The 20802-nt window shown below is 65.8% G+C and carries 17 protein-coding genes and 1 tRNA gene; 11 read left to right on the top strand and 7 right to left on the bottom strand.

From position 1 onward, the window contains the following. Window positions 1–165: 165 nt before the first annotated feature. From BRAD285_RS04680 to BRAD285_RS04670, 3 genes are all read left to right on the top strand, one after another. Window positions 166–5109: a hypothetical protein gene (locus BRAD285_RS04680; RefSeq protein ID WP_006614940.1), complete on the top strand. Its 4944-nt coding sequence runs from the start codon at window positions 166–168 to the stop codon at window positions 5107–5109. A 40-nt stretch (window positions 5110–5149) separates the two neighbouring features. Beyond that, entirely contained in the window at window positions 5150–6628 is a 1479-nt protein-coding gene (locus tag BRAD285_RS04675) for a formylglycine-generating enzyme family protein (protein WP_006614939.1), read from the top strand. 356 nt (window positions 6629–6984) lie between these two features. Continuing rightward, a complete protein-coding gene (locus tag BRAD285_RS04670; protein ID WP_035648561.1) occupies window positions 6985–7548 on the top strand; it encodes a DUF4399 domain-containing protein in 564 nt (187 codons plus the stop codon). Between the two features lie 73 nt (window positions 7549–7621). Here the strand turns inward: BRAD285_RS04670 and BRAD285_RS04665 are convergent. The 4 genes from BRAD285_RS04665 to mnmA all read right to left on the bottom strand — a co-directional run bounded on the left by BRAD285_RS04665 (window position 7622) and on the right by mnmA (window position 10305). Continuing rightward, a tRNA-Met gene (locus BRAD285_RS04665) sits at window positions 7622–7698 on the bottom strand. Window positions 7699–8019: 321 nt separating this feature from the next. Then, window positions 8020–8370 (bottom strand): hypothetical protein, encoded by a 351-nt coding sequence (locus BRAD285_RS04660; protein WP_006614914.1) that lies wholly within the window; start codon window positions 8368–8370, stop codon window positions 8020–8022. Between the two features lie 78 nt (window positions 8371–8448). Beyond that, window positions 8449–9084, bottom strand: a complete 636-nt coding sequence (locus tag BRAD285_RS04655) for a class I SAM-dependent methyltransferase (protein ID WP_006614915.1) — start codon at window positions 9082–9084, stop codon at window positions 8449–8451. A 27-nt stretch (window positions 9085–9111) separates the two neighbouring features. After that, entirely contained in the window at window positions 9112–10305 is a 1194-nt protein-coding gene (mnmA, locus tag BRAD285_RS04650; RefSeq protein WP_006614916.1) for a tRNA 2-thiouridine(34) synthase MnmA, read from the bottom strand. 358 nt (window positions 10306–10663) lie between these two features. On the opposite strand from mnmA, the gene BRAD285_RS04645 reads away from it, so the two are divergent. The 8 genes from BRAD285_RS04645 to BRAD285_RS04605 all read left to right on the top strand — a co-directional run bounded on the left by BRAD285_RS04645 (window position 10664) and on the right by BRAD285_RS04605 (window position 19003). Continuing rightward, on the top strand, window positions 10664–12244 hold the full coding sequence (locus BRAD285_RS04645; protein WP_006614917.1) for a flagellar hook-length control protein FliK: 1581 nt from the start codon (window positions 10664–10666) through the stop codon (window positions 12242–12244). A 12-nt stretch (window positions 12245–12256) separates the two neighbouring features. Continuing rightward, entirely contained in the window at window positions 12257–12952 is a 696-nt protein-coding gene (locus BRAD285_RS04640) for a flagellar hook assembly protein FlgD (RefSeq protein ID WP_006614918.1), read from the top strand. A gap of 271 nt (window positions 12953–13223) precedes the next feature. Beyond that, window positions 13224–13499 carry a DUF1153 domain-containing protein gene (locus tag BRAD285_RS04630; protein ID WP_002714638.1) on the top strand — a complete coding sequence of 92 codons (276 nt, stop codon included), beginning with the start codon at window positions 13224–13226 and terminating at the stop codon, window positions 13497–13499. A 337-nt stretch (window positions 13500–13836) separates the two neighbouring features. Further along, window positions 13837–15435, top strand: a complete 1599-nt coding sequence (gene fliF, locus BRAD285_RS04625; protein ID WP_006614919.1) for a flagellar basal-body MS-ring/collar protein FliF — start codon at window positions 13837–13839, stop codon at window positions 15433–15435. Window positions 15436–15480: 45 nt separating this feature from the next. After that, window positions 15481–16575, top strand: a complete 1095-nt coding sequence (gene fliG, locus BRAD285_RS04620; RefSeq protein WP_006614920.1) for a flagellar motor switch protein FliG — start codon at window positions 15481–15483, stop codon at window positions 16573–16575. Then, complete coding sequence (locus BRAD285_RS04615; protein ID WP_006614921.1) at window positions 16575–17192, top strand: FliH/SctL family protein; 618 nt, start codon at window positions 16575–16577, stop codon at window positions 17190–17192. Before fliG ends, BRAD285_RS04615 begins: the two co-directional genes overlap by 1 nt. A gap of 30 nt (window positions 17193–17222) precedes the next feature. Beyond that, window positions 17223–17570 carry a flagellar motor switch protein FliN gene (fliN, locus tag BRAD285_RS04610; protein ID WP_006614922.1) on the top strand — a complete coding sequence of 116 codons (348 nt, stop codon included), beginning with the start codon at window positions 17223–17225 and terminating at the stop codon, window positions 17568–17570. A 53-nt stretch (window positions 17571–17623) separates the two neighbouring features. After that, window positions 17624–19003 carry a sigma-54-dependent Fis family transcriptional regulator gene (locus BRAD285_RS04605; RefSeq protein ID WP_006614923.1) on the top strand — a complete coding sequence of 460 codons (1380 nt, stop codon included), beginning with the start codon at window positions 17624–17626 and terminating at the stop codon, window positions 19001–19003. Between the two features lie 108 nt (window positions 19004–19111). Here the strand turns inward: BRAD285_RS04605 and BRAD285_RS35670 are convergent, their stop codons facing one another. The 3 genes from BRAD285_RS35670 to BRAD285_RS04595 form a co-directional block, all read right to left on the bottom strand. Then, a complete protein-coding gene (locus BRAD285_RS35670; RefSeq protein WP_006614924.1) occupies window positions 19112–19267 on the bottom strand; it encodes a hypothetical protein in 156 nt (51 codons plus the stop codon). Between the two features lie 77 nt (window positions 19268–19344). Continuing rightward, entirely contained in the window at window positions 19345–19920 is a 576-nt protein-coding gene (locus BRAD285_RS04600; RefSeq protein ID WP_006614925.1) for a flavin reductase family protein, read from the bottom strand. Window positions 19921–19934: 14 nt separating this feature from the next. Beyond that, window positions 19935–20795, bottom strand: a complete 861-nt coding sequence (locus BRAD285_RS04595; protein ID WP_035648534.1) for an ATP-binding cassette domain-containing protein — start codon at window positions 20793–20795, stop codon at window positions 19935–19937. Window positions 20796–20802: the final 7 nt, after the last annotated feature.

The raw sequence follows: 20802 nt of genomic DNA, 5'->3' as shown, positions 1-20802 counted from the left end.
CGACGACATCAACCGACCGCGCCTCGACTGCAAACGTCGGACCGCCTCAACCGATCGCGGAAGGCGGCGACCGGGGTTCGCTGCAGGGCGGGATGGGGCTGGAAATTTGACGACCGAGAATGAACCGATCGCGCGCTTCACTGCGGCCATGATTGGAGGAGAGTCATGAACGCTATCCATCGGACGGAGGCCACGACTGAGCCGTTGCAGAACCTGCTTAGTCAGCTCCTGGAGACGATCGCCGATGACGCGCTGAAAATAGAGCGTCTGTCAGACCATGAGGTTGGGGACCGACGGCGCTATGCCATCCACCAGCATGAGCTGGAGAAACTGCCTGGCATCACCTTCAATACGTTCGATGCGGACGGGCCGGTCTGGCTTTCCATCGAGCACCTCGCGGCCACCGATCCGCCTGCTGTCGAGAGCGATCTGGCCAAGTGGATCGACGTGTCCTCCGATCCGAACCGCCGCCCACTGGTGCGGCAGCGTGTGACGGTCACGGTGCCGGCGTCGGACAAGGAGCGGATGGTTGCGGATGGGCACGCTCGCGCCGACCTCTGCTCTCCGGCGACCGGACACGACGGCAGCAGCGGGCTCTGGAACGTACGGCTGCACCTGGAGCACCGGAGTGATCTGGTCGAACGCCTGGATCATTATCTCAGCGGTCCCTGGGCTGCGTGGGCGGCGATCGAACGGCCGCGTCGCCGCACCATGGCGGTTCACCAAAGATTACGCGAGATGGCTCGCGCCGCGGAGTCCGGAGAGCACCATCGTGGCTGCGAGATCGTGTGGGGCCTGGGCGTATCGCGATGGCGCCGTCATGGACATGACCTGGACCTCCCGCTGCTCGAACGGCTGGTCACGGTTGAATGTCTCCATGGCTCAGATGCCGAACTCCGGATACGGCCGCGCCTTTCCGGCGCGACAGCCAATCTGAAGGCATTCGAACCGCTCACACCCGCTGCACAGACGGCGGCTCACACGGCCGAGCAAATGCTCGAGCGCGGCGGAGAACTCTCGCCGTTCACGCCTTCCAGCTTCGAGCCCATTCTCAGTGCCATTGGCGCGCAGCTCGATCCGCAAGGCATCTATTGCCCGACATCGCCCGACTCTGCGCTGCTGCTGCCCGATGAGAGCGGGCAGTTGGTCGTTTCGGATCGCTGGGTGATCTTTGCGCGGCCGCGCTCGGAAGCACTGCTGCGGCAAGACATCGAGCGCCTGAGACGAGCGATGGAATACACGTCGTCCACAGAGTGCTGTCTTGCCGGGATGAGCCACCTTCTGCTCGGCGCCCCCGATCACGACGCCCTCGACAGCCCGCGCCGCAGGCTGTCTGGCGTCATTGGCGATCCGATCGATATCGTCCCGGATGTGCACGTGCCGACCGATCGCGGCGACCTGTTCTTCCCGCTGCCGACGAACTCCGACCAGATGGAGATCGTGCGCCAGCTTCGGCGGTCGAACGGGGTCGTCGTGCGAGGCGCAACAGGACCCGACCGGAGGTCCGCGATCGCCAACGTGGTCTGCCACTATCTGGCGCTCGGCCTGCGCGTCCTGATCGTTTCTCGCAACGATTTGACGCTCGCGCTGCTTGCCGAGAAACTGCCCGGTGCCGTTCGTGATCTCACACTGGATCTGACGGGATCCGACAAAGACGTGTTGAAGCACGCCGAGGGCGTGATCGGCCGGCTGCAGTCGATCGTCGACAATGCAAGCCTGCGGGACCAGGCCGAACAGGTCAACACACTCGAGCAGGACATCATCGCGACCAGCCACACCATCAGCCGTCTCGATGATGAGGTCGCCGAGATCGCCAGCCGTACGGCGCTGCGTTCCGGAGACGGCGCGCCGTCATTCGAGCAATTGGCCGAGCTGGCTTCAGATCGCGACGACCATGCGTGGTTCACCGATCGGCCGCTGAAGTTTGTGAGTGACACCGACCTGATCGTTGCAGCGATCGAGCAGGCTCGTGAGGCCCGGCTACGGCTCGGTGACGATCTCGCTTATGTCGATGATCACCTGCCTGAGGTCGAAAGCCTGCCGGATGCCGCGACAATGGCACGTCTGCATCGTGATCTGCAGCCGATTGCGGCGGGGAAGACGACGGACAATGATGACAACCGGCTCGCGCGCCTGGCCATTGCCGCGCTCGATCCCGAGGGTGCGGACCGATTCGCCGGCGATCTCGATGCCTTGGCGGACGCGCATCGGGTCATTGCCGCCGAACCATGGCTCGCCGCATTGTCGCCGGTCGGCGCAACGGTCGATGACATACCTGCCAGCGGCGGCATTCTGGTCGATTTTGCCCGAGACGCATCATCACTATTGGCACGGCGCGCCGGTTTCCTGGTGAAACCGGTGGAGGCGCCCGCAGACGCGTTCACCAGCGATGATTTGCTGGCAGCGGTCGAACGCCTGTCGTCGAAGCAACGGGCGTTTGCGAAAGTGTCGCTGACCGGACGCGCGCTGAAGCCGACGGTGGATGCGATCAAGGTCGCAGGCTTCCCGCCAAAGAGCGCGGCCGATTGGGCCCATGTTCGCGACTATCTCACCTGGCGACGCCACCTGCACTCGCTTGACGTGCGATGGCGGTCGCTGGCGGCAGAGATCGGCGCGCCCCTGCCGCAGCAGGATTCGTCGAACGCGCTCCACGACCACGAGCGGGTCGTCAGGCACGTCGAGGCCGCGATCGTGATGGCGTCGCTCGCGAAGCGGAATGTCCTGACGACCGCCGCGAAACTGTCGATGCCGGAGGGCGAGATCGCCCGGTTGCTGGCTGACGGACCAAGGCTCGCCGTGCTCGCATCCGTCGTCAGGAGCGGCGCAGCCCGGATCAGTCAACAACGGACGGAGCTCACCCGGCTCACCAAGCTGTTTGATGGATCCGGTGCGATCACTGCGCGCGTTCAGGCCGAGGTGCTGTCGCAGATCGGTCGTGATGACGTCGACGCACACGAGATCGAGACGCGCTGGACCGCGGTTGTCACGATGCTGCACAGGCTGCACGACCGGCGCCAGGATATCGAACTCATACAGGAGGTCTGTGCGGCGGCGACCGAGGCCGGAGCGGGAGCGCTCGCCAGGCGCATCAGAACCGAGCCGGCCCGCCAGGACATCGGCGATCCCGTGCTGGTCGTGGATTGGACGGTGGCCTGGAACTGGGCTGTGTTGATGCGCCAGACCGAAGGTCTCGGTCAGCATCAGCGGCTGCAGGATCTGTCGGGCCAGCGCGCGGCGTTGGAGACGAGACTGCGTGAGCTGTTCGAGCAGGTCGTCGTCGCGCGAATGCAGCTCGACCTTGCGCAGAACAGCAGCAGCGCCGTGAGGCAAGCCTTCAACCTGTTCACCACGACGCTGCGGAAATTGGCCACGGCGTGCTCCGGTCCCAGCGCCTCCCGTCTGCGCCAAAAGGCGCGCGAGGCGCTCGAAGCTTGCCATGACGGCATTCCCTGCCACCTGATGCCGGCTTGGCGCGTTGCCGAGCACTTGCCGGCGCGGCTCGGCGCTTTCGATCTCGTCGTCGTCGCCGATGCATCGCAGTCCGACTTGCGCGACCTCACAATTCTGGTCAGGGGGCGCAAGGTGCTCGCGGTCGCAGAAGATCATCCCGCGGAGGAGATGATCGGCGCGCCCGTCCGGCTCGACGGCGCTCCGGTCTCCCTGCGCCAGATGATGCCGCCGAAGGCGGCACTCTGTGAGTTCCTCCAGCTGCTCTTCCCGAACCGGATGATCCGGCTTCGCGAGCACGCCCGCCGTATTGCTCCCCTCGCGGTGTCGATGGCCGGCCCGTCACAGGCACTTGCGCCGCTACCAGCGCCGGCCCCGGCGGACGACGTCGTCCCGGCAGTCTCAGCCGTGACGCACCCGGCCTCCTCGCTGGAGGATGAGATCGCGACAGTCGCGGAAGGCCTGTCGCTTGCCCGCCAGGACAGGCACGCCGAACCGCCATTGCCAATCCAAGGCCCGGCACCCGAGTGGCTGCGCAGCCGGACGGACCGCGACGAAGCAGAAAGCGATGTGCGAGCCTCGCGCCGATCAGCACGCGCGGTCCCGGCTGAGAGACCGACGATCGTCGCGTATGACGCACCCGTAGCGATGCCGGCAGCCATGGAGATCGCTGCAGCACCGGCGAAGAAGGAGCGCCGGGCACCGGCGGCCGCTGATCAAATCGCCGAGGCAACATCAACAATGGAGGATGTCGCGTCATCCGCCGTCGCGGCACACGAGGCGTCTCCAGCAGAGATGACCGCTGCGCACATTGGGCCAACCCGGTTGCGCAGCTATGCAATCCGCAATCGTCGTTCGACTGATCGGGCGAGCGCGCCGCCGCACCGTTCGCTCCGCCGGCGCGCGGTCGCCGCAGCAGCCGTCATTGTCGTGGCGATGGTCGGCGGAGCCATCTACTGGCGACAACCAGCCGGTGGGATCGCGACCGCTTGGCGCACGGTCTCGAACCAGCTTGCGGCGGTCTGGAATGTCGCCTCGCCTGCGGCCGCATTGCCGGACAGCACCGCACCGCGCAAGGTCACGGCGGAGCGGCTGACGCCGGACGGCCGGCCTGCGGCCGCCGGCGCGGCCGAACCGGTTCAATCGCAAGCGGTGCTGTACCAGGAGGATGCGCAGGATCCGCTCGGCAAGCGCTATCTCGGCAAGGTGACCTGGCGCGTCGAGCCGGCCGCCGGCAGCGTGCCCGCCTCGCTCAAAGGCGATGTCGAGATCGACAAGCGGATGAAGGCGACGCTGTCGCTGCGGCGAAACGTCGAAAGCGACATGCCGGCGAGCCACATCCTGGAGGTCAAGTTCAACCTGCCCGATGATCCTGCTTACGCAGGGGTCGAAACGTTGAAGGGCGTCACCATGAAGGCCAAGGAAGCGGGCCGCGGCGCCGCCCTGGCCACGCTGACGGCCAAGGTGACGCCTGAATTCTTCATGATTGCTTTGTCGGCCAGCGAGGTCGACACCAAGCGAAACGTCCTGCTTCTCAAGGGCAAGGAATGGATCGATATCCCGATCGTGTACAACGGCGGCAGCCGCGCCGTGCTGGCGATCGAGAAGGGAGCGGAGGGTGATCGCGCATTCAAGGACGCGTTCAGCGCCTGGGGACAATGAGCTGGGGGCGCTGCCAGCGCCTGATGGCCCGCACATGATGATGAGGATCGACACCCTCGAGCCGCCACGGGCCCCTGCCCGCGACGGGCACGAGCGTCCGCCGGCCACCATGACTTATCCCGTGCCTTGTGGCCGGTGTGGTCGCGTCGTGCAGGTCGCGCTGAGCGCACTGCGCGCGCCGGGCTTCCATGATCTTTCTGCGCAGATCTCGTGTCCCGACATCCAGGAGCGCAGAACCAAGTCCGATCGCGGACTCCTGCTGATGATGTGCGGCCCTCTCCAGCAGTCGCTCGCCGAACGATGCGATCGCGCCGAGGTCGAGCTGACCGCGCCCAGCCGGGGTGAAGCACGGCGAGTGGTCTGCAGCATTCCTGGCGTCTCTGTCGCTCACTACACACCGAACGAGGCTCGCAGCCAAGCGGACATGTGGCAGGCGCACGGGCAGGCGAGACTGGCCGCGCGGCTTCGCGAGGCCGCGGCCAGCGCGGAGCGCCGCTCGCTGATCCCGATCGCTGTGGCGGCAGGCGTCGGCGCATTGCTTCTTGCAGCCGTAGGCGGCTCCTTCATGCTGTTGCGAGAGCCGGTCGCGTCGACCGCGACGCTGCCGCAAACGGCTGAAAAGTCGGTCTCATCCTCGGGGCCTCCACGCGTTGCTCCTCCCCTGCGCGCCGCGATGGAGCAGGCCGTTTCAGTCGCGGCCGCCCCTCCCCCGGCGGTGTCACGAGAGGCGCCTTCCGACGCTCCGACGGACAATCCGCCAGCAACGCAAATCCCCGACGTGACCCTCGTTGCGGAGGCCGCGCCAGCGCAAGCTTCGCCGCCCGCGCCAGATCCGGAGGCGAAGATCCGCCTGCCTGACGTCGTCATGATTCCGGGCGGCAGCTTTGCAATGGGCGGCACCGAGAGCTCCGAACAGCCGGTCCATCGCGTCACGATCAAGCCGTTTGCGCTCGGCAAATACCCGGTCACGATCGGCGAATGGAAGGAATGCGTCGCCGACAAAGCGTGCGCCGACGTCACCAGCGGTCCGGACGACAACCCCGTCACCAATGTGAGCTACGAGGACGCCGGGGCCTATCTCGCTTGGCTGTCGCGCACCGTGGGCAAGCCGTTCCGCCTTCCGACCGAAGCCGAATGGGAATATGCAGCGCGCGGGGGGACGACAACGAAGTTCTGGTGGGGCGACCAGATGCGCCCCGGAACGGCCAATTGCAGCGGCTGCAACGATGCCGGCGCGGCGCCACAACTGATGAAAGTCGGATACTTCCAGGCCAATCCATTCGGCCTGTTCGACATGGGCGGCAGCGTCGACCAATGGGTCGCCGACAGCTGGCACAAGAACTATCAGGGCGCGCCGTCCGACGGCTCGGCATGGATGGAGGAGCAGAGCTACGTCCGTGTCATTCGCTCGGGCTCGTGGAAGAAGGACGCGAGCTACGCCCGCAGCGGAAGCCGTGATCGCTATGATGGGCGGATCAGATACCCCACCCACGGTTTCCGCGTCGCGCTTTCGCTGTGATGCTAACGCCAGAATTGGAGCCCATGCCGGCTGGCCTCGTCCTTAGCCGGGCCAAATTTCGGCTCAGCCGGAGCTGACCTGCTGTTTGAAATTACCGCAAAGCGCGTTCTGTGCTCCTCTTTAGTCAAATTCTTATCGGGAATCGTTCGCGAGGACTGAGCGGAACCTCAATTTCGCCGCGCTTGGTTCGATTCATTGATCGGCCGTATGGCTCGTTATTTGTAAAAGTTTGTGAGTAGAGTGTTGTGGGAAGCAAGACATCGGCGCGACCGGCGCCACGATTCGCTCTGACGTTCTGGCGACGATCCCATCATGCATCAGTTGCGAGCGTCGCACGCGCCGCCGTCGCCGCAGCGCTGGCCCTCGTGCCGCTTCACGCGTGGGCACAGAGCAAGAGCGCGCCCAAGGACGCCTACGTCTACTTCATTTCTCCCACCGATGGCGACACGGTGAAGAGCCCGTTCTGGTGCCGCTTCGGGCTGCGCAACATGGGCGTGACCCATGCCGGCGACAGCTTTTCAAACACCGGCCACCATCATCTCCTGATCGACAATGACGAGCACATCAGCCCCGGTGAGCCGATTCCGCAGGACAAGAAGCACCTTCACTACGGCGGAGGCGAGACGGAGGCCCTGATCGAACTGCCTCCGGGCAAGCACACGCTGCAGCTCGTGATGGGCGACGGAATGCACTTCAACTTCGATCCGCCGCTGATGTCGAAGAAGATCACGATTACCGTCGAGGGCGGCTCGCCACGCCGTGGCCGGCGTGTCGCGCAAACTCATGGGCGCATGAAGACAGGCCACGTTCACTTGGCGCGCCCCGCTGAAAACTCGACCGCAGAAGCGACGCCGCCCGACCCGTCCAAATCGGCAGGCGCCGCCGATTTCCTCAAGAGCCTGTTCGCGGCTCCGAAGTGACAGCCGCGATGGCCGCTGAGACGGGCTCCGCCGGAGGTCGCTTTTCGCAGATCGAAAGGAGTGTGGGGAAATATGGTAGCGGGGGAGGGACTCGAACCCCCGACCCCAGGATTATGATTCCCGTGCTCTAACCAGCTGAGCTACCCCGCCACGGCATTCCATCAAGGGTGGCCGGTCAATGAGCGCGGCGAAAACCTTGTGAACGGGCGGCATATAAGGAGCCGTTCCCTGCCCTGTCAAGCAAACCTCGCTGGCTGTCACGGTTTTCGTGCCGGTCGAATTTATGGGCCGGACTCAACCCTTTAGACTAAAGCGCGATGAGATCAGGATGAATCGTCATCGCGCTTTAGGCTATTGTTTGCGCATGATCTTTCGGAAAACCGCTGCGCACTTTTCCGGATCATGCTTTAGACGGTGCGCGAGCGCGCTGCAGAGCGGATCGTCTGCGCGGCGCGCCCGGTTCCTTCGACCTTACTTCGGCTGCACGTTTGGATTGCCACCGGGGCTGCCCGGCGGTGGGATGACCGGAGTCGTTCCGCCCTCGGGGGTCGGCGCGTGCATCTCGGGATCCACGCCGCTCGGCGGGCACAGCACGCCGTTGGTCTTGGCGAGCTTTTCACCGAGCGGTTCGCCGGCGCGGCCGGTCGTGATGCCATCCGGCGTCGGCGTCGCCCGCGCATTCGGCGCGCAGGCCGCATTCGCGTTCGGCGCCGGCGCAGTCACCTGCGGCGGCGTGGCCGGTGTCGGGGGCGCCTGGGCATGAGCCAGAGTGGTGGCCGATGCCAGCACGAAAGAGAGGAACAAGGCTTGTCTGATGCTCATGGCGGAGCAACGCGAACCCCGCCTTCGCGTTCCCGGCCCGACGCCCCTGCGGCGAACCGCGCCAGGGGCTGGCGACGATCAGCCCTTGCGATAGCGGATCAGCGAGAAGTGTCCGAGCGGCGGCATCGGCCGGCGTTCGGCGAGCGTGACGCCGCCATGCTTGGCGGCCCAGTTCACCAGCCGCGCCCAGGGGAACTCCGGCCGCCAGCCGAGCCGGCGCGCGATCGGCGCAAAGGCGAGCTCGAAGAGACGACGCGGTCCGCTTTCCGCGCCGATATGGTTCACCAGGATCAGCTCGCCACCCGGTTTCAGCACACGGACGAAATCATCGAGCGTGGCTTCGGGATCCGGCACCGCGGTAATGACGTATTGCGCGACCACGGCGTCGAAGAAATCATTGGGAAAGGCGAGGTGCTTCGCGTCCATTACCGCGAGCGTCTCGACGTTGAACAGCTTCAGCTCGCGGACGCGCGCCTGCGCCCGCCGCAGCATCGGCTCGGAGATGTCGACGCCGCAGATCTTCGTCGTGCGCGCATAGTCCGACAGCGACAGGCCGGTGCCGACGCCGACGTCGAGAATGCGGCCGCCGATGCGATCGGCTTCAGCGATGGTCGATTGGCGCCCCTGATCGAAGACCTTGCCGAACACCAGATCATAGATCGGCGCCCAGCGCTCGTAGGCCTTTTCGACCCCCGCGCGGTCGATGTCCCCCATGCCTCTGCCCTGAATGATGAATGCTGATCAGCCGCGGACCGACTCGGCCACGCGCTGCGGCCTGGTATGGCCGCTGAGGCCGCTGCTCTCCGCAACGGCGCTCTGGATGAACCCGCCGCCGAGCACGCGGGCGCGGCCCGAGGCGGCATCATAGAACACGCAGGCCTGTCCGGGCGAGACGCCCTCCTCGCCGCCAACGAGCTCGACCTCATAGTTGCCGTCGGCGCCACGCAGCCAGGCCGGCTGCGGCGCCCGGGTCGAGCGCACGCGCACGAACAGCTCGAGGCCGTCGCGCACGGCTGCATCCAGCCCGCCGTCGCCGATCCAGTTGACCTCGCGCAGCGTGATGCGATGCGTGCGCAGCGCCTCGCGCGGGCCGACAACGATGCGACGGGTCGCGACGTCCAGCTTCACCACGTAGAGCGGCGCGCCGGCGGCGATGCCGAGGCCCTTGCGCTGGCCGATCGTGTAGTTGGCGATACCCTGATGCGTGCCGAGCACACGGCCATTGAGATCGACGATCTCGCCGGGCTCCATGGCGTTCGGACGCAGCTTGCCGATGATGTCGGTGTAGCGGCCGGTCGGCACGAAGCAGATGTCCTGGCTGTCGTGCTTGTCGGCGACCTCCAGCCCGAAGCGCCGCGCCAGCTCGCGCACCTCCGGCTTGGTCATGTCGCCGAGCGGGAAGCGCAGATAATCGAGCTGCTCGCGCGTGGTCGCGAACAGGAAGTAGCTCTGGTCGCGATCGGCGTCCGCCGCGCAGGTGAGCGCGCGCGACCCGTCCGGCAGCCGGCGCGAGGCCACATAATGTCCTGTCGCCAGCACCTGAGCGCCGAGTTCGCGCGCGGTCTTCAGGAGATCGCCGAACTTGATGGCGCGATTGCACTCGATGCACGGCACCGGGGTCTCGCCCGAGGCGTAGCTCGCGGCGAAATTGTCGATCACCGACTCGCGGAAGCGATCCTCGTAGTCCAGCACATAATGCGGGATGCCGAGCCGCTCGGCCACATTGCGGGCGTCGTGAATGTCCTGGCCGGCGCAGCAGGCGCCCTTGCGATGCGTCGCGGCGCCATGATCGTAGAGCTGCAGGGTGATGCCGACGACGTCGTAACCTTGCGACTTCAACAGCGCAGCCGTGACCGACGAGTCCACGCCGCCGGACATGGCGACGACGACCCTGGTGTCCTCTGGACGGCCTTCGAGATCGAGACTGTTGAGCATGGTCAGGTCACTGCGATCGCGGCATCAGGCTACGGGTTCCCGGCACGGGAACGCCGCGCATGTGCCGTCTTTGCGGATGGCTTGCTCCCAGCGATGTCCGGACGCGGTCTCCCGGTCGGCAACAACACGAGAAGCATTGGTCTTTAATATAGGTGCACTTCCTGCGAAGCAATCGCGCCGGCCGCAGGGTCCGGCGGCAAATCTTGCCGGCCGGGCAGAAATGGCGGGGGGCTTGCGCCGGCGCTGCATCTCGGTCGCTCCTTTAAACAACTGAAATATATTATCATTTTTACGCGCGGCGCCTTGGCCCGCTCCTTGCTGAATTGGCACGTCGAGTTTCATCGCGAGAGGTTCCAAGGTGTTCAGCGTCACGTCAGACATCCAGGCCAGCCCGGCTCTCAAGTCCACGGCGCCGAAACAGCCCCGTCAGGATGCCTCGCAGGTGTCCGACAGCTTCTCGGCGCTGGTCGACGCCGCGACGCCGCCGGAGCCGTCGCCATCGTCCCTGCCTTCGTCCACCCCGGCGCCTCGCGCAGGCAACGCCGCGCCGAGCCGCGACATCGGTCGCAGCAGCGATGCGGATCGCTCCAGCCAGGCAAAGTCTGCTGCCAGTTCTTCGGACAATGCCGACGACGGCCCATCACGCACCGACAAGGCCGGATCGGACGCGACCTCTGACACCACCGCCGACAAGTCGGCCAAGAGCACCACCGACACGACGGACGGCACCGACGGAAAGGCCACCGACAAGAAGGACGGCGATAAGCCCGGGGCCGACGCGACGGCGGCTGCGCAAGCCGTCACCACAGATCAGGCCACCGTGCCGGCCCCGGTGGCCGTCGCCATTCCATCCGAAGCCGCGCTCGCCAACCCTGCCACCGGTCCCGTGGCGGCTGACGGCGGCGGGGCGTCCCCTACGCCGACTCCGGCTGGAGCGGTTGGGACCGCCGGTCAGATCGGTTCGGTTGATGCCAATGCCGGCCTGATGGCCGCGGCGGCCAAGACAGCCGGTGCCACCAAGACGACGGGCGAAACCAGCCCCACGACCGGCGCAGACGCCGCGACGACGGCCGCGACCGACCCCACGGCGACATCCGATCAGACTTTCACGGCCGCGCTCGAGTCCACCACGCCGGGCGGCACCAAGCCGACGGGCAAGGCCACGACTCAGACGAAGACCGGGCTTGCCACTGGTGAGGTCGGCAAAACCGCCGATCAGGGCAATGCCCCGACGCAAGGAGCTCATCCGCAGACGCAAGCCGCCGGCCTTGCGCAACAGCCTGCCGTCTCCGCCAAGCCGGAGAGCGGCGAGCTCGAGGCCAAGGGCAACACCGCCCCTGCCCCGTCACCCCATGAGCGCGGCGCGCCGCAAGCCAACGCCCAGACCAACGTGCCGGTCTCCGATCCCTCCGCGCAGGCCGCAGCCGCGCTGCAGCCGCAGCTGTCGACTCCAACCGCCTCGACCAGCCAGATCACCTCGGCCAACCTCACCGCGACCGCTGCGACGACCGCCAGCGTGCCGCTGCACGGGCTTGCCGTGGAGATCGCGGCCTCAGCCCTCAACGGCAAGAGCCGCTTCGAGATCAGGCTGGACCCGGCCGAGCTCGGCCGCATCGACGTCCGCATCGATGTCGACCGCAATGGTCAGGTGACCTCGCATCTGCGTGTGGAGAAGCCGGAGACGCTGGCAATGCTGCAGCAGACTGCGCCGCAACTGCAGCAGGCGCTGCAGGACGCCGGTCTCAAGAGCAACAATAGCGGGCTGCAATTCTCGCTCCGCGACCAGAACTCGTCCAGCCAGAACGGCGGCGACTACCAACAGAATGGCAACTCTCAACGCCTGATCGTGGCCGAGGACGAAAACGTCCCGGTCCAGCTCGCCGGACGATCCTATGGACGGATGTTCGGCGCGCAGGGCGGCGTCGATATCAGGGTTTAACAGGAGGCTTCCATGGCAATCGGCGACGCAATCACGGCACCCCCGGCGGTCTCTGGCACGACCAAGACCACCAACACCACGTCCAGCGGCAGCATGGGCACGACCGCGGGATCGACCATCGCGGGCAACTTCCAGACGTTCCTGACGCTGCTGACGACACAGTTGCAGAACCAGAACCCGCTCGATCCGCTGGATACCAACCAGTTCACCCAGCAGCTGGTGCAGTTCGCAGGTGTCGAGCAGCAGCTCAAGACCAACGACCAGCTGGCCTCGCTGCTCACCATGCAGCAGACGACGCAGGCGACGCAGGCGCTCGCCTTCGTCGGCAAGACCGCTGTCGTCAACGGCTCGACCACGGCGCTCGCCAGCGGCAAGGCGAACTGGAACGTCAGCATTCCCAAGGATTGCACGATGACGGCGACGATCACCAACAGCGTCGGCCAGACCGTCTTCAGCGGCACCTATAACGGCACGGCCGGCGACAACCAGCCCTATGTCTGGAACGGCCAGGGCAGCGACGGCACGCAATGGCCGGATGGCCAATATAAGCTCCAGATCACCGCCAAGGACAGCTCAGGCAATCCGGTAGCGGTCTCGACGCAGGTCCAGGGCACCGTGTCATCGGTCGACCTGACCCAGCAGCCGCCGATGCTGTCGATCGGCGGCCAGACCTACACGGTCAACCAGATCCAGCGGATCGTTAACTAGGCCTTAACGCCCTGCCCCGATCTTAAGACGACGGATACGCTTCCAGCTGAGCTTGAGCATCAAGCTCCGCCGGGATGGCGAGACACCGGCGTAACCGCTGGAAACTCTTAACCCATCATTTACCACGATCTCGCTCTCGGGGCTTTCAGCCGCCGGGAGCGGCGGCGTTGGCTCCAAGCGCCGGATTCCAGCCCTTTGCTTAGGCAAATTTTAAGCGAGGCGGCGTAGGGTCTTACCGTGAGTTCAGTGGTTAAGAGTTTGTGAGTACGCCATGACAGAACCCCATCGCCCGAGGGTGAAATACGTCATCGGGCCTGACGGCAGCCCGCTCACCATCGCGGATTTGCCTGCGCCAGGCACCAAGAGGTGGGTCATACGCCGCAAGGCTGAAGTCGTTGCCGCCGTTCGCGGCGGATTATTGTCCCTCGAAGAGGCGTGCAGCCGCTACACCCTGACCGTCGACGAATTCCTGTCGTGGCAGTTCTCGATCGACCAGCATGGTCTCGCCGGACTGCGCACCACCCGAATTCAGCAATATCGCCAATAAAGCGTTAACGACGCGACAGGCTTTCTTCGAAAATCGGCTTGGCCCTGCCAAGCCGATTTTTTGCATGTCGCCACTTTGTTAGGACCCTTTAACGATCGTTAACCATATCGAAACCTTCCCATAGGCAATAATTGCCCAGTGGTTCGATTCAACCTCCGCGACGTGTCCCTGACGACGGGCGCAGAGGCTGGCATCGGATCGCCACCTGGAATGCGGGTGTCGGTGAAGGTTTAAGGATTGAATTTCGCGATCTCTGCAACCGGCCGTAAAGGCCCGCGAAGCTCAAATCACTCCCTTCAGCAGCCACCCGTCGAATGCCGAACTATGGGGCAGTTGCTTGCAAGGTCTCTTGGACTTCCTGAAGGGTTTGGGCGCCGCGCGGCTCACCGCCATGGTGGCGGTGACGGCTGCATTGGTCGGCTTCTTCGGCTTCGTCATCATGCGGGTGACGGCGCCGCAGATGACCACCCTGTTCACCGACCTGAGCATGGATGACTCCTCCAGCATCATCAAGGATCTGGAGCGCCAGGGCATTGCGTTCGAGATCCGCAACGAAGGCAGCGTCATCCTGGTCCCGAAGGACAAGGTGACCCGGCTGCGCATGAAGCTCGCCGAGGGCGGCCTGCCGAAAGGCGGCGGCGTCGGCTACGAGATCTTCGACAAGTCGGACGCGCTGGGCACCACGAGCTTCGTCCAGAACATCAATCATCTGCGCGCGCTGGAGGGCGAGCTCGCCCGCACCATCCGCGCCATCGACCGCGTCCAGGCCGCGCGCGTCCATCTCGTCCTACCGGAGCGGCCGCTGTTCTCGCGCGAGACACCGGAGCCGTCGGCCTCGATCGTCGTGCGCGTGCGCGGCGCCCTCGAGGCCAACCAGATCCGCGCCATCCGCCACCTCGTTGCGTCAGCCGTCAACGGCCTGAAGCCGCAGCGGGTGTCGATCGTCGACGAGGCCGGACAGCTGCTCGCCGACGGCACCCAGACCGACATCGACCAGCAGGTCGGGGACGAGCGCCGCAACGCCTTCGAAAAACGAATGCGCAAGCAGGTCGAGGACATCGTGTCCTCGGTGGTCGGATCGGGCCGGGCCCGGGTGCAGCTCTCGGCCGATTTCGACTTCAACCGCATCACCCAGACCTCCGACCGCTACGACCCGGAAGGCCGCGTGCTCCGGTCGAGCCAAACCCGCGAAGAGCAGTCGGCGACGTCGGAGAGCAATGGTCAGGTCACGGTCAACAACGAGCTGCCCGGCAATCAGCAGAACCAGCCGCCGCAGCAGCCCAAGGACCAGAGCAAGAAGACCGAAGAGACCAACAATTACGAGATCTCCCGGACCACCAAGACCGAAGTCACCGAGGCAGGACGGGTCAACCGCATCTCGGTCGCGGTGCTGGTCGACGGCGCCTACTCCAAGAACGAGAAGGGTGATCTGGTCTACAAGGAGCGCAGCAAGGAAGAGCTCGACCGCATCGCGGCCCTGGTCCGCTCCGCGATCGGCTTCGACCAGAAGCGCGGCGACCAGGTCGAGGTCGTCAACCTGAAATTCGCCGACGCTCCCACCGTGCCGCAGATCAACGAGCCCACCGGCTTCCTCGGCATGCTCCACTTCACCAAGGATGACGTGATGTACGTCATCGAGCTCGCGGTGATGATGCTGCTCGGGATCGTGGTGGTGTTCATGGTGGTGCGGCCGCTGGTGAAGAAGATCATCGCCACCGAGGAAATCGCAGCCCTGACCGGCGTGCCGGCGATCACCGACGAGACCCAGGCGCAGGTCGCCCACGCCCAGCAGACCGCCACCATGATCGACGTCGCCCAGGTTCAGGGCCAGGTCCACGCCCAATCGGTCCACAGGGTCGGTGAGTTGGCGGACCGCAACCCGGGCGAAGCCGCCTCCATCATCCGCCAGTGGCTCGCCGAGCCGGCGCAGCAATGATCCGCTCCATCTGAACCGTCGCAACCGAATCGAACGTAGACCGCCATGTCGCTTCCGCAGACCCAGAACGCCAACGCCAACACCGCCGACATCTCCACCGTCATCGCGACGCTGGCGAGCCGTCAGGCGCAGCGTGAGAAGACCGAGCCGCTGAGCGGCCCCAAGCGCGCCGCCGTGATGATGCTGGCGCTCGGCGAGCAGTATGGCGGCAAGATCTGGCAGCAGCTCGACGACGACGAGGTGCGTGAATTGTCGCTGGCGATGTCCACGCTCGGAACGGTCGAAGCCGACGTCGTCGAGGACCTGATGCTCGAATTCGTCTCGCGGATGTCGGCGTCGGGCGCGCTGATGGGCAATTTCGACGCCACCGAGCGGCTGCTGCAGCAGTACCTGCCGTCGGAGCGCGTCTCCGGCATCATGGACGAGATCCGCGGCCCCGCCGGACGCAACATGTGGGAGAAGCTCTCCAACGTTCAGGAAGAGGTTCTCGCCAATTACTTGAAGAACGAATATCCGCAGACCATCGCGGTGGTGCTGTCCAAGCTGAAGCCGGAGCACGCCGCCCGCGTGCTGGCGATCCTGCCCGAGGACATGGCGCTCGACGTCATCGGCCGGATGCTGCGCATGGAAGCCGTCCAGAAGGAAGTCATCGAGCGGGTCGAGCAGACCTTGCGCGTCGAGTTCATGTCGAACCTGTCGCAGACCCGCCGCCGCGACGCCCACGAGGTCATGGCCGAGATCTTCAACAATTTCGACCGCCAGACCGAGACCCGCTTCATCACCTCTCTCGAAGAAGAAAACCGGGAGTCGGCCGAGCGCATCAAGGCGCTGATGTTCACCTTCGACGACCTGATCAAGCTCGACTCCGCCTCCGCCCAGACGCTGCTGCGCAACGTCGACAAGGACAAGCTCGGCGTGGCGCTCAAGAGCGCCAACGAGGAGGTGCGCAACTTCTTCTTCGGCAACATGTCGTCCCGCGCCGCCAAGATGCTGCAGGACGACATGGCCGCGATGGGACCGGTGCGCCTGCGCGACGTCGACGAGGCGCAGGCCCTGCTCGTCAATCTCGCCAAGGACCTCGCCGCCAAGGGCGAGATCATGCTCAGCAAGAACCGCGCCGACGACGAACTGGTGTATTGATGGCTCAGCCTGCGAAGTTCCTGTTCGATACCGACTTTGCCGCGCCGGAGAAGACGCGGGAACGCGGCGCCTCGGCCGCAGAGATCGCGCAGAAGGTCGCAGCCGCCGAAGCCGCCGCTTACCGCAACGGCTACGAAGCGGCGCAGCGCGAAGCCAAGGTCGAGGCCGACCGTCGCGTCGCTGCCGCGCTGGAGCAGATCAACATCCATCTCCAAGGCATCGCCGCGCGTTACGCCGGCATCGAGCAACGGATGGAGACCGAAGCCGTCGACGTCGCGGTCGCCGTCGCCCGCAAGCTCTGCGCCGCGCTGATCGACGCCGAGCCGCTCGGCGAGATCACCGGCCTGGTGCACGACTGCTTCGCGCATCTCGTGGCCACGCCGCATCTGGTGCTGCGCATCAACGATGCGCTGTATGAGCAGGCTCGCGAGAAGATCGAGAAGCTCGCCAGACAGAGCGGCTTCGAGGGACGTCTCGTCATCCTCGCCGAGCCGGAGATCGCGACCGGCGACTGCCGCATCGAATGGGCCGATGGCGGCGTCGTGCTGGAGCGCGCGGCGATCGACGCCAAGATCAACGAACTGGTCGGACGCTACATGGCGTCCAAGAAGAGCTAGGCCATGGCAGTGGCCGAGGGAGTTTAAGTCATGAGCGATAACGAGATCCCGCTTCCCGACCTCAATTCGGCCGACGCTCCGCCGATCACCGGCGACGTCGGCTACAATGAGGAAGAGCACGCCTCGCGCATCGCCGCCGACCTGGAGGCCGTGTTCGACGTGCCGGTCCAGGTCTCGGCCGTGCTCGGCCGCTCCAAGATGGACGTCGGCGAGCTCTTGAAGCTCGGACCCGGCACCGTGCTGGAGCTCGACCGCAAGGTCGGCGAGGCCATCGACATCTACGTCAACAACCGCCTGGTCGCCCGCGGCGAGGTGGTGCTGGTCGAGGACAAGCTCGGCGTGACGATGACGGAAATCATCAAGTCCGACCGCAACTGACAGACATGACCGGCGCGCTGATCGAGAGCGGCGCGGCCGGATAGGAGACCACCATGCGGCTTCTCATCGTCGGAACGCTGAAAGGGCAGCTGACAGCGGCCACCAAGATCGCCATGGAGAATGGCGCGACCGTCACCCATGCCGAGGACAACGAGCAGGCGATGCGCGTGCTCCGCGGCGGCAAGGGCGCCGACCTCTTGCTGGTCGACGTCGCCCTCGACATCCGCGATCTCGTGATGCGGCTCGACGCCGAGCACATCCACGTGCCGATCGTCGCCTGCGGCATCACCAGCGACGCCCGCGCCGCGGTCGCAGCCATCCATGCCGGCGCCAAGGAATACATTCCGCTGCCGCCCGATCCCGAGCTGATCGCCGCCGTGCTGGCCGCCGTCGCCAATGACAGCCGCGACCTCGTCTATCGCGACGACGCGATGGCCCGGGTGATCAAGCTGGCGCAGCAGATCGCCGGCTCCGATGCCTCAGTGATGATCACCGGCGAATCCGGCACCGGCAAGGAGGTGCTGGCGCGCTACGTCCACACCCGCTCGGCCCGCGCCAAGCGTCCGTTCATCTCGATCAACTGCGCCGCCATTCCCGAGCATCTGCTGGAGTCCGAGCTGTTCGGGCACGAGAAGGGCGCGTTCACCGGCGCGGTCGCCCGCCGCATCGGCAAGTTCGAGGAGGCCAATGGCGGCACGCTTCTGCTGGACGAAATCTCCGAGATGGACGTGCGGCTGCAGTCGAAGCTGTTGCGCGCGATCCAGGAGCGCGTGATCGATCGCGTCGGCGGCACCCGCCCCGTCCCGGTCGACATCCGCATCATCGCGACCTCGAACCGCAACCTGGCGGATGCCGTGCGCGAAGGCACGTTCCGCGAGGACCTCTTGTTCCGGCTCAATGTCGTGAACCTCAAGATCCCGCCGCTGCGCGAGCGCCCGGCTGACATCCTGGAACTGGCCCAGCATTTCGCCCGCAAATATTCCGAGGCCAACGCGGTGCCGCTACGGCCGATCTCGGCCGAGGCCAAGCGCATCCTGACCACCAACCGCTGGCCGGGCAACGTGCGCGAGCTGGAGAACACGATGCATCGCGCCGTGCTGATGGCGCAGGGCGACGAGATCGGGCCGGATGCCATTCTCACCCCCGACGGCGCCCGCCTGGACATCGGCAAGACGCAGCCGGCCGTGGCTCATGCTACGATGGCCGCCGAGCAGGTCACGCGCGCGCTGGTCGGCCGCACCGTCGCCGATGTCGAGCGCGACCTGATCCTGGAAACCTTGAAGCACTGCCTGGGCAACCGGACACATGCGGCCAACATTCTGGGCATCTCGATCCGCACGCTGCGCAACAAGCTCAACGAATACGCCGACGGCGGCGTCCCGATTCCGCCACCGGGCGCCGGCGAGACGCCGCGCATGCCGAGTGCGGTGTAGCCTGACTGCGATCCCTCGTCTCGTTGCAACGGCGCGCTCATCCCTGAGCGCGCCGTTTGCTTTTTCACTGACACAGTTACGCTCGACCGGCTGTCCGCTCGACCCGGCTCACGAATAGTTCGGCGCCTCGGGATTGCGGAAGATGTGGATCGGGTCGCCCGGCGTGAACTCGCGCTGCGTGAACATGGCGTAGGCATAGAGCGCGAGATAAAGGATCGCGACCGTGCCGATCGCGTAGAGAGCCCAGGTTCCGATCCGTTTCATGATTTCCGCTGCCGACGCCGACAACGGCTTTTACGGCGTCCGACGGGCGGACGCCAGCGCAGGTGCCGCCGAACGTATTACGGCCTCAGCCGCGGGTCCGGCACGCTGAAGGCGGCGAGCCGGCCGAGATCGTCTTCGCGATCGACCCCGACATAGCTGCCATGCCAATACGCCAGGGCCGCCGACTGCGGCGCGACATCGATATGGACCACCTTGCCGATCACGATGGCATGGGAGTGCCGCTCGATGATCTCCTCGACCTCGCAATCGAGCGTCGCGAGCGCGCCGACCAGGAGCGGCACGCCGGTGACATGCTTGCGCCATTCGGCGCCGGCGAACCGCTCGGCGCCGCGCAGGCCGCCCTTGCCGGCAAACCGTTCGGCCACGCCGATCTGGTCCGCCGCCAGCAGATTGGCGCCGAATACGCGCTCCCGCTGCAGAATCGGCCAGGACGAGGCGTTGCGGTTGAGGCTGACGATGATCGAGGGCGGGTCGACCGCGAGCGATGACAGCGAGCTCACGGTCATGCCGGTGACCTCGTCGCCTCGCCCGACGGTAATGACACTGACGCCGCCGACCAGCTGGCGCATCGCAGAGCGGAAATCCGGCTGGAGCGCCGTGGCATCAGGCATGTGGCGGACGATGGAGTTCATTGCGTTGATCTTTCCTACCCCGTCGTGCCCGGTCCTAGCAACTGGCCCAGGATCGAGCCTTCGAGCGCCGCCAGTTCGGCCGAGCCGCGCTGGCGCGGGCGCGGCAGATCGACATTGATGTCCTCGGCGATCCGGCCGTCCTCGATGACCAGGACCCGATCGGCCAAAGCCACCGCTTCCGCCACGTCATGGGTGACCAGGATTGCGGTGAAGGTTTGGTCGGCCCAGACCCGCTCCAGCAGCCGCTGCATGGCGATCCGGGTCAGCGCATCGAGCGCGCCCAGCGGCTCGTCGAACGCCAGCAGGCGCGGCCCGCTGACCAGCGCGCGCGCCAGCGCGACGCGCTGCTTCTGGCCACCCGACAACACCGACGGCCACTGGTCGCGCTTCTCGGCGAGACCGACCTCCTCCAGCGCCTGTCGCGCGCGCTCATGCGCGCCGGCGGATTTGCGGTCGCGGCCGAGCCCGACCTCGACATTGGCCAGCACCCGCGCCCAGGGCAGCAGCCGCGGCTCCTGGAACATGACGCGGACGTCCTCCGCGCGCGCCTCCGTCTCGCCGAAGCTGATCGTACCCGAGGTCGGCTTGTCCAAGCCGGCGATCAGACGCAGCAGCGTGCTTTTGCCGCAGCCGCTCTGACCGACGATGGCCACGAACTGGCCGGCCGGAATCTCCAGATCGATGCCGCGCAGCACCTCGTTGTCGCCGAACGCCTTGCGGAGATCGCGGATCACCAGCGGCAGGCCGCGCGTGTCGGATTTGGCCGGGCTCACGCTGGGCTTCCTCTGGGGGCGGAAGGCCTCAGCATGGCTGATGACGTCGGTACCGTCGATAGCTTCGGACCCGGACACAGGAAGTCGGAGCACTTGCTGCATTTAAAGA

This window comes from Bradyrhizobium sp. ORS 285 (genome assembly GCF_900176205.1).
GTDB lineage: Bacteria > Pseudomonadota > Alphaproteobacteria > Rhizobiales > Xanthobacteraceae > Bradyrhizobium.
The sequence above is the reverse complement of the archived record's forward strand: the minus strand, read 5'-3'. Positions and strand labels throughout refer to the sequence as shown.

Coding starts and splice junctions, on each gene's coding strand:
- BRAD285_RS04680 (WP_006614940.1), top strand. CDS start 166: ATGAACGCTATCCATCGGACGGAGGCCACGACTGAGCCGTTGCAGAAC.
- BRAD285_RS04675 (WP_006614939.1), top strand. CDS start 5,150: ATGAGGATCGACACCCTCGAGCCGCCACGGGCCCCTGCCCGCGACGGG.
- BRAD285_RS04660 (WP_006614914.1), bottom strand. CDS start 8,370: ATGAGCATCAGACAAGCCTTGTTCCTCTCTTTCGTGCTGGCATCGGCC.
- BRAD285_RS04655 (WP_006614915.1), bottom strand. CDS start 9,084: ATGGGGGACATCGACCGCGCGGGGGTCGAAAAGGCCTACGAGCGCTGG.
- mnmA (WP_006614916.1), bottom strand. CDS start 10,305: ATGCTCAACAGTCTCGATCTCGAAGGCCGTCCAGAGGACACCAGGGTC.
- BRAD285_RS04640 (WP_006614918.1), top strand. CDS start 12,257: ATGGCAATCGGCGACGCAATCACGGCACCCCCGGCGGTCTCTGGCACG.
- BRAD285_RS04630 (WP_002714638.1), top strand. CDS start 13,224: ATGACAGAACCCCATCGCCCGAGGGTGAAATACGTCATCGGGCCTGAC.
- fliG (WP_006614920.1), top strand. CDS start 15,481: ATGTCGCTTCCGCAGACCCAGAACGCCAACGCCAACACCGCCGACATC.
- BRAD285_RS04615 (WP_006614921.1), top strand. CDS start 16,575: ATGGCTCAGCCTGCGAAGTTCCTGTTCGATACCGACTTTGCCGCGCCG.
- fliN (WP_006614922.1), top strand. CDS start 17,223: ATGAGCGATAACGAGATCCCGCTTCCCGACCTCAATTCGGCCGACGCT.
- BRAD285_RS04605 (WP_006614923.1), top strand. CDS start 17,624: ATGCGGCTTCTCATCGTCGGAACGCTGAAAGGGCAGCTGACAGCGGCC.
- BRAD285_RS35670 (WP_006614924.1), bottom strand. CDS start 19,267: ATGAAACGGATCGGAACCTGGGCTCTCTACGCGATCGGCACGGTCGCG.
- BRAD285_RS04600 (WP_006614925.1), bottom strand. CDS start 19,920: ATGAACTCCATCGTCCGCCACATGCCTGATGCCACGGCGCTCCAGCCG.
- BRAD285_RS04595 (WP_035648534.1), bottom strand. CDS start 20,795: ATGCAGCAAGTGCTCCGACTTCCTGTGTCCGGGTCCGAAGCTATCGAC.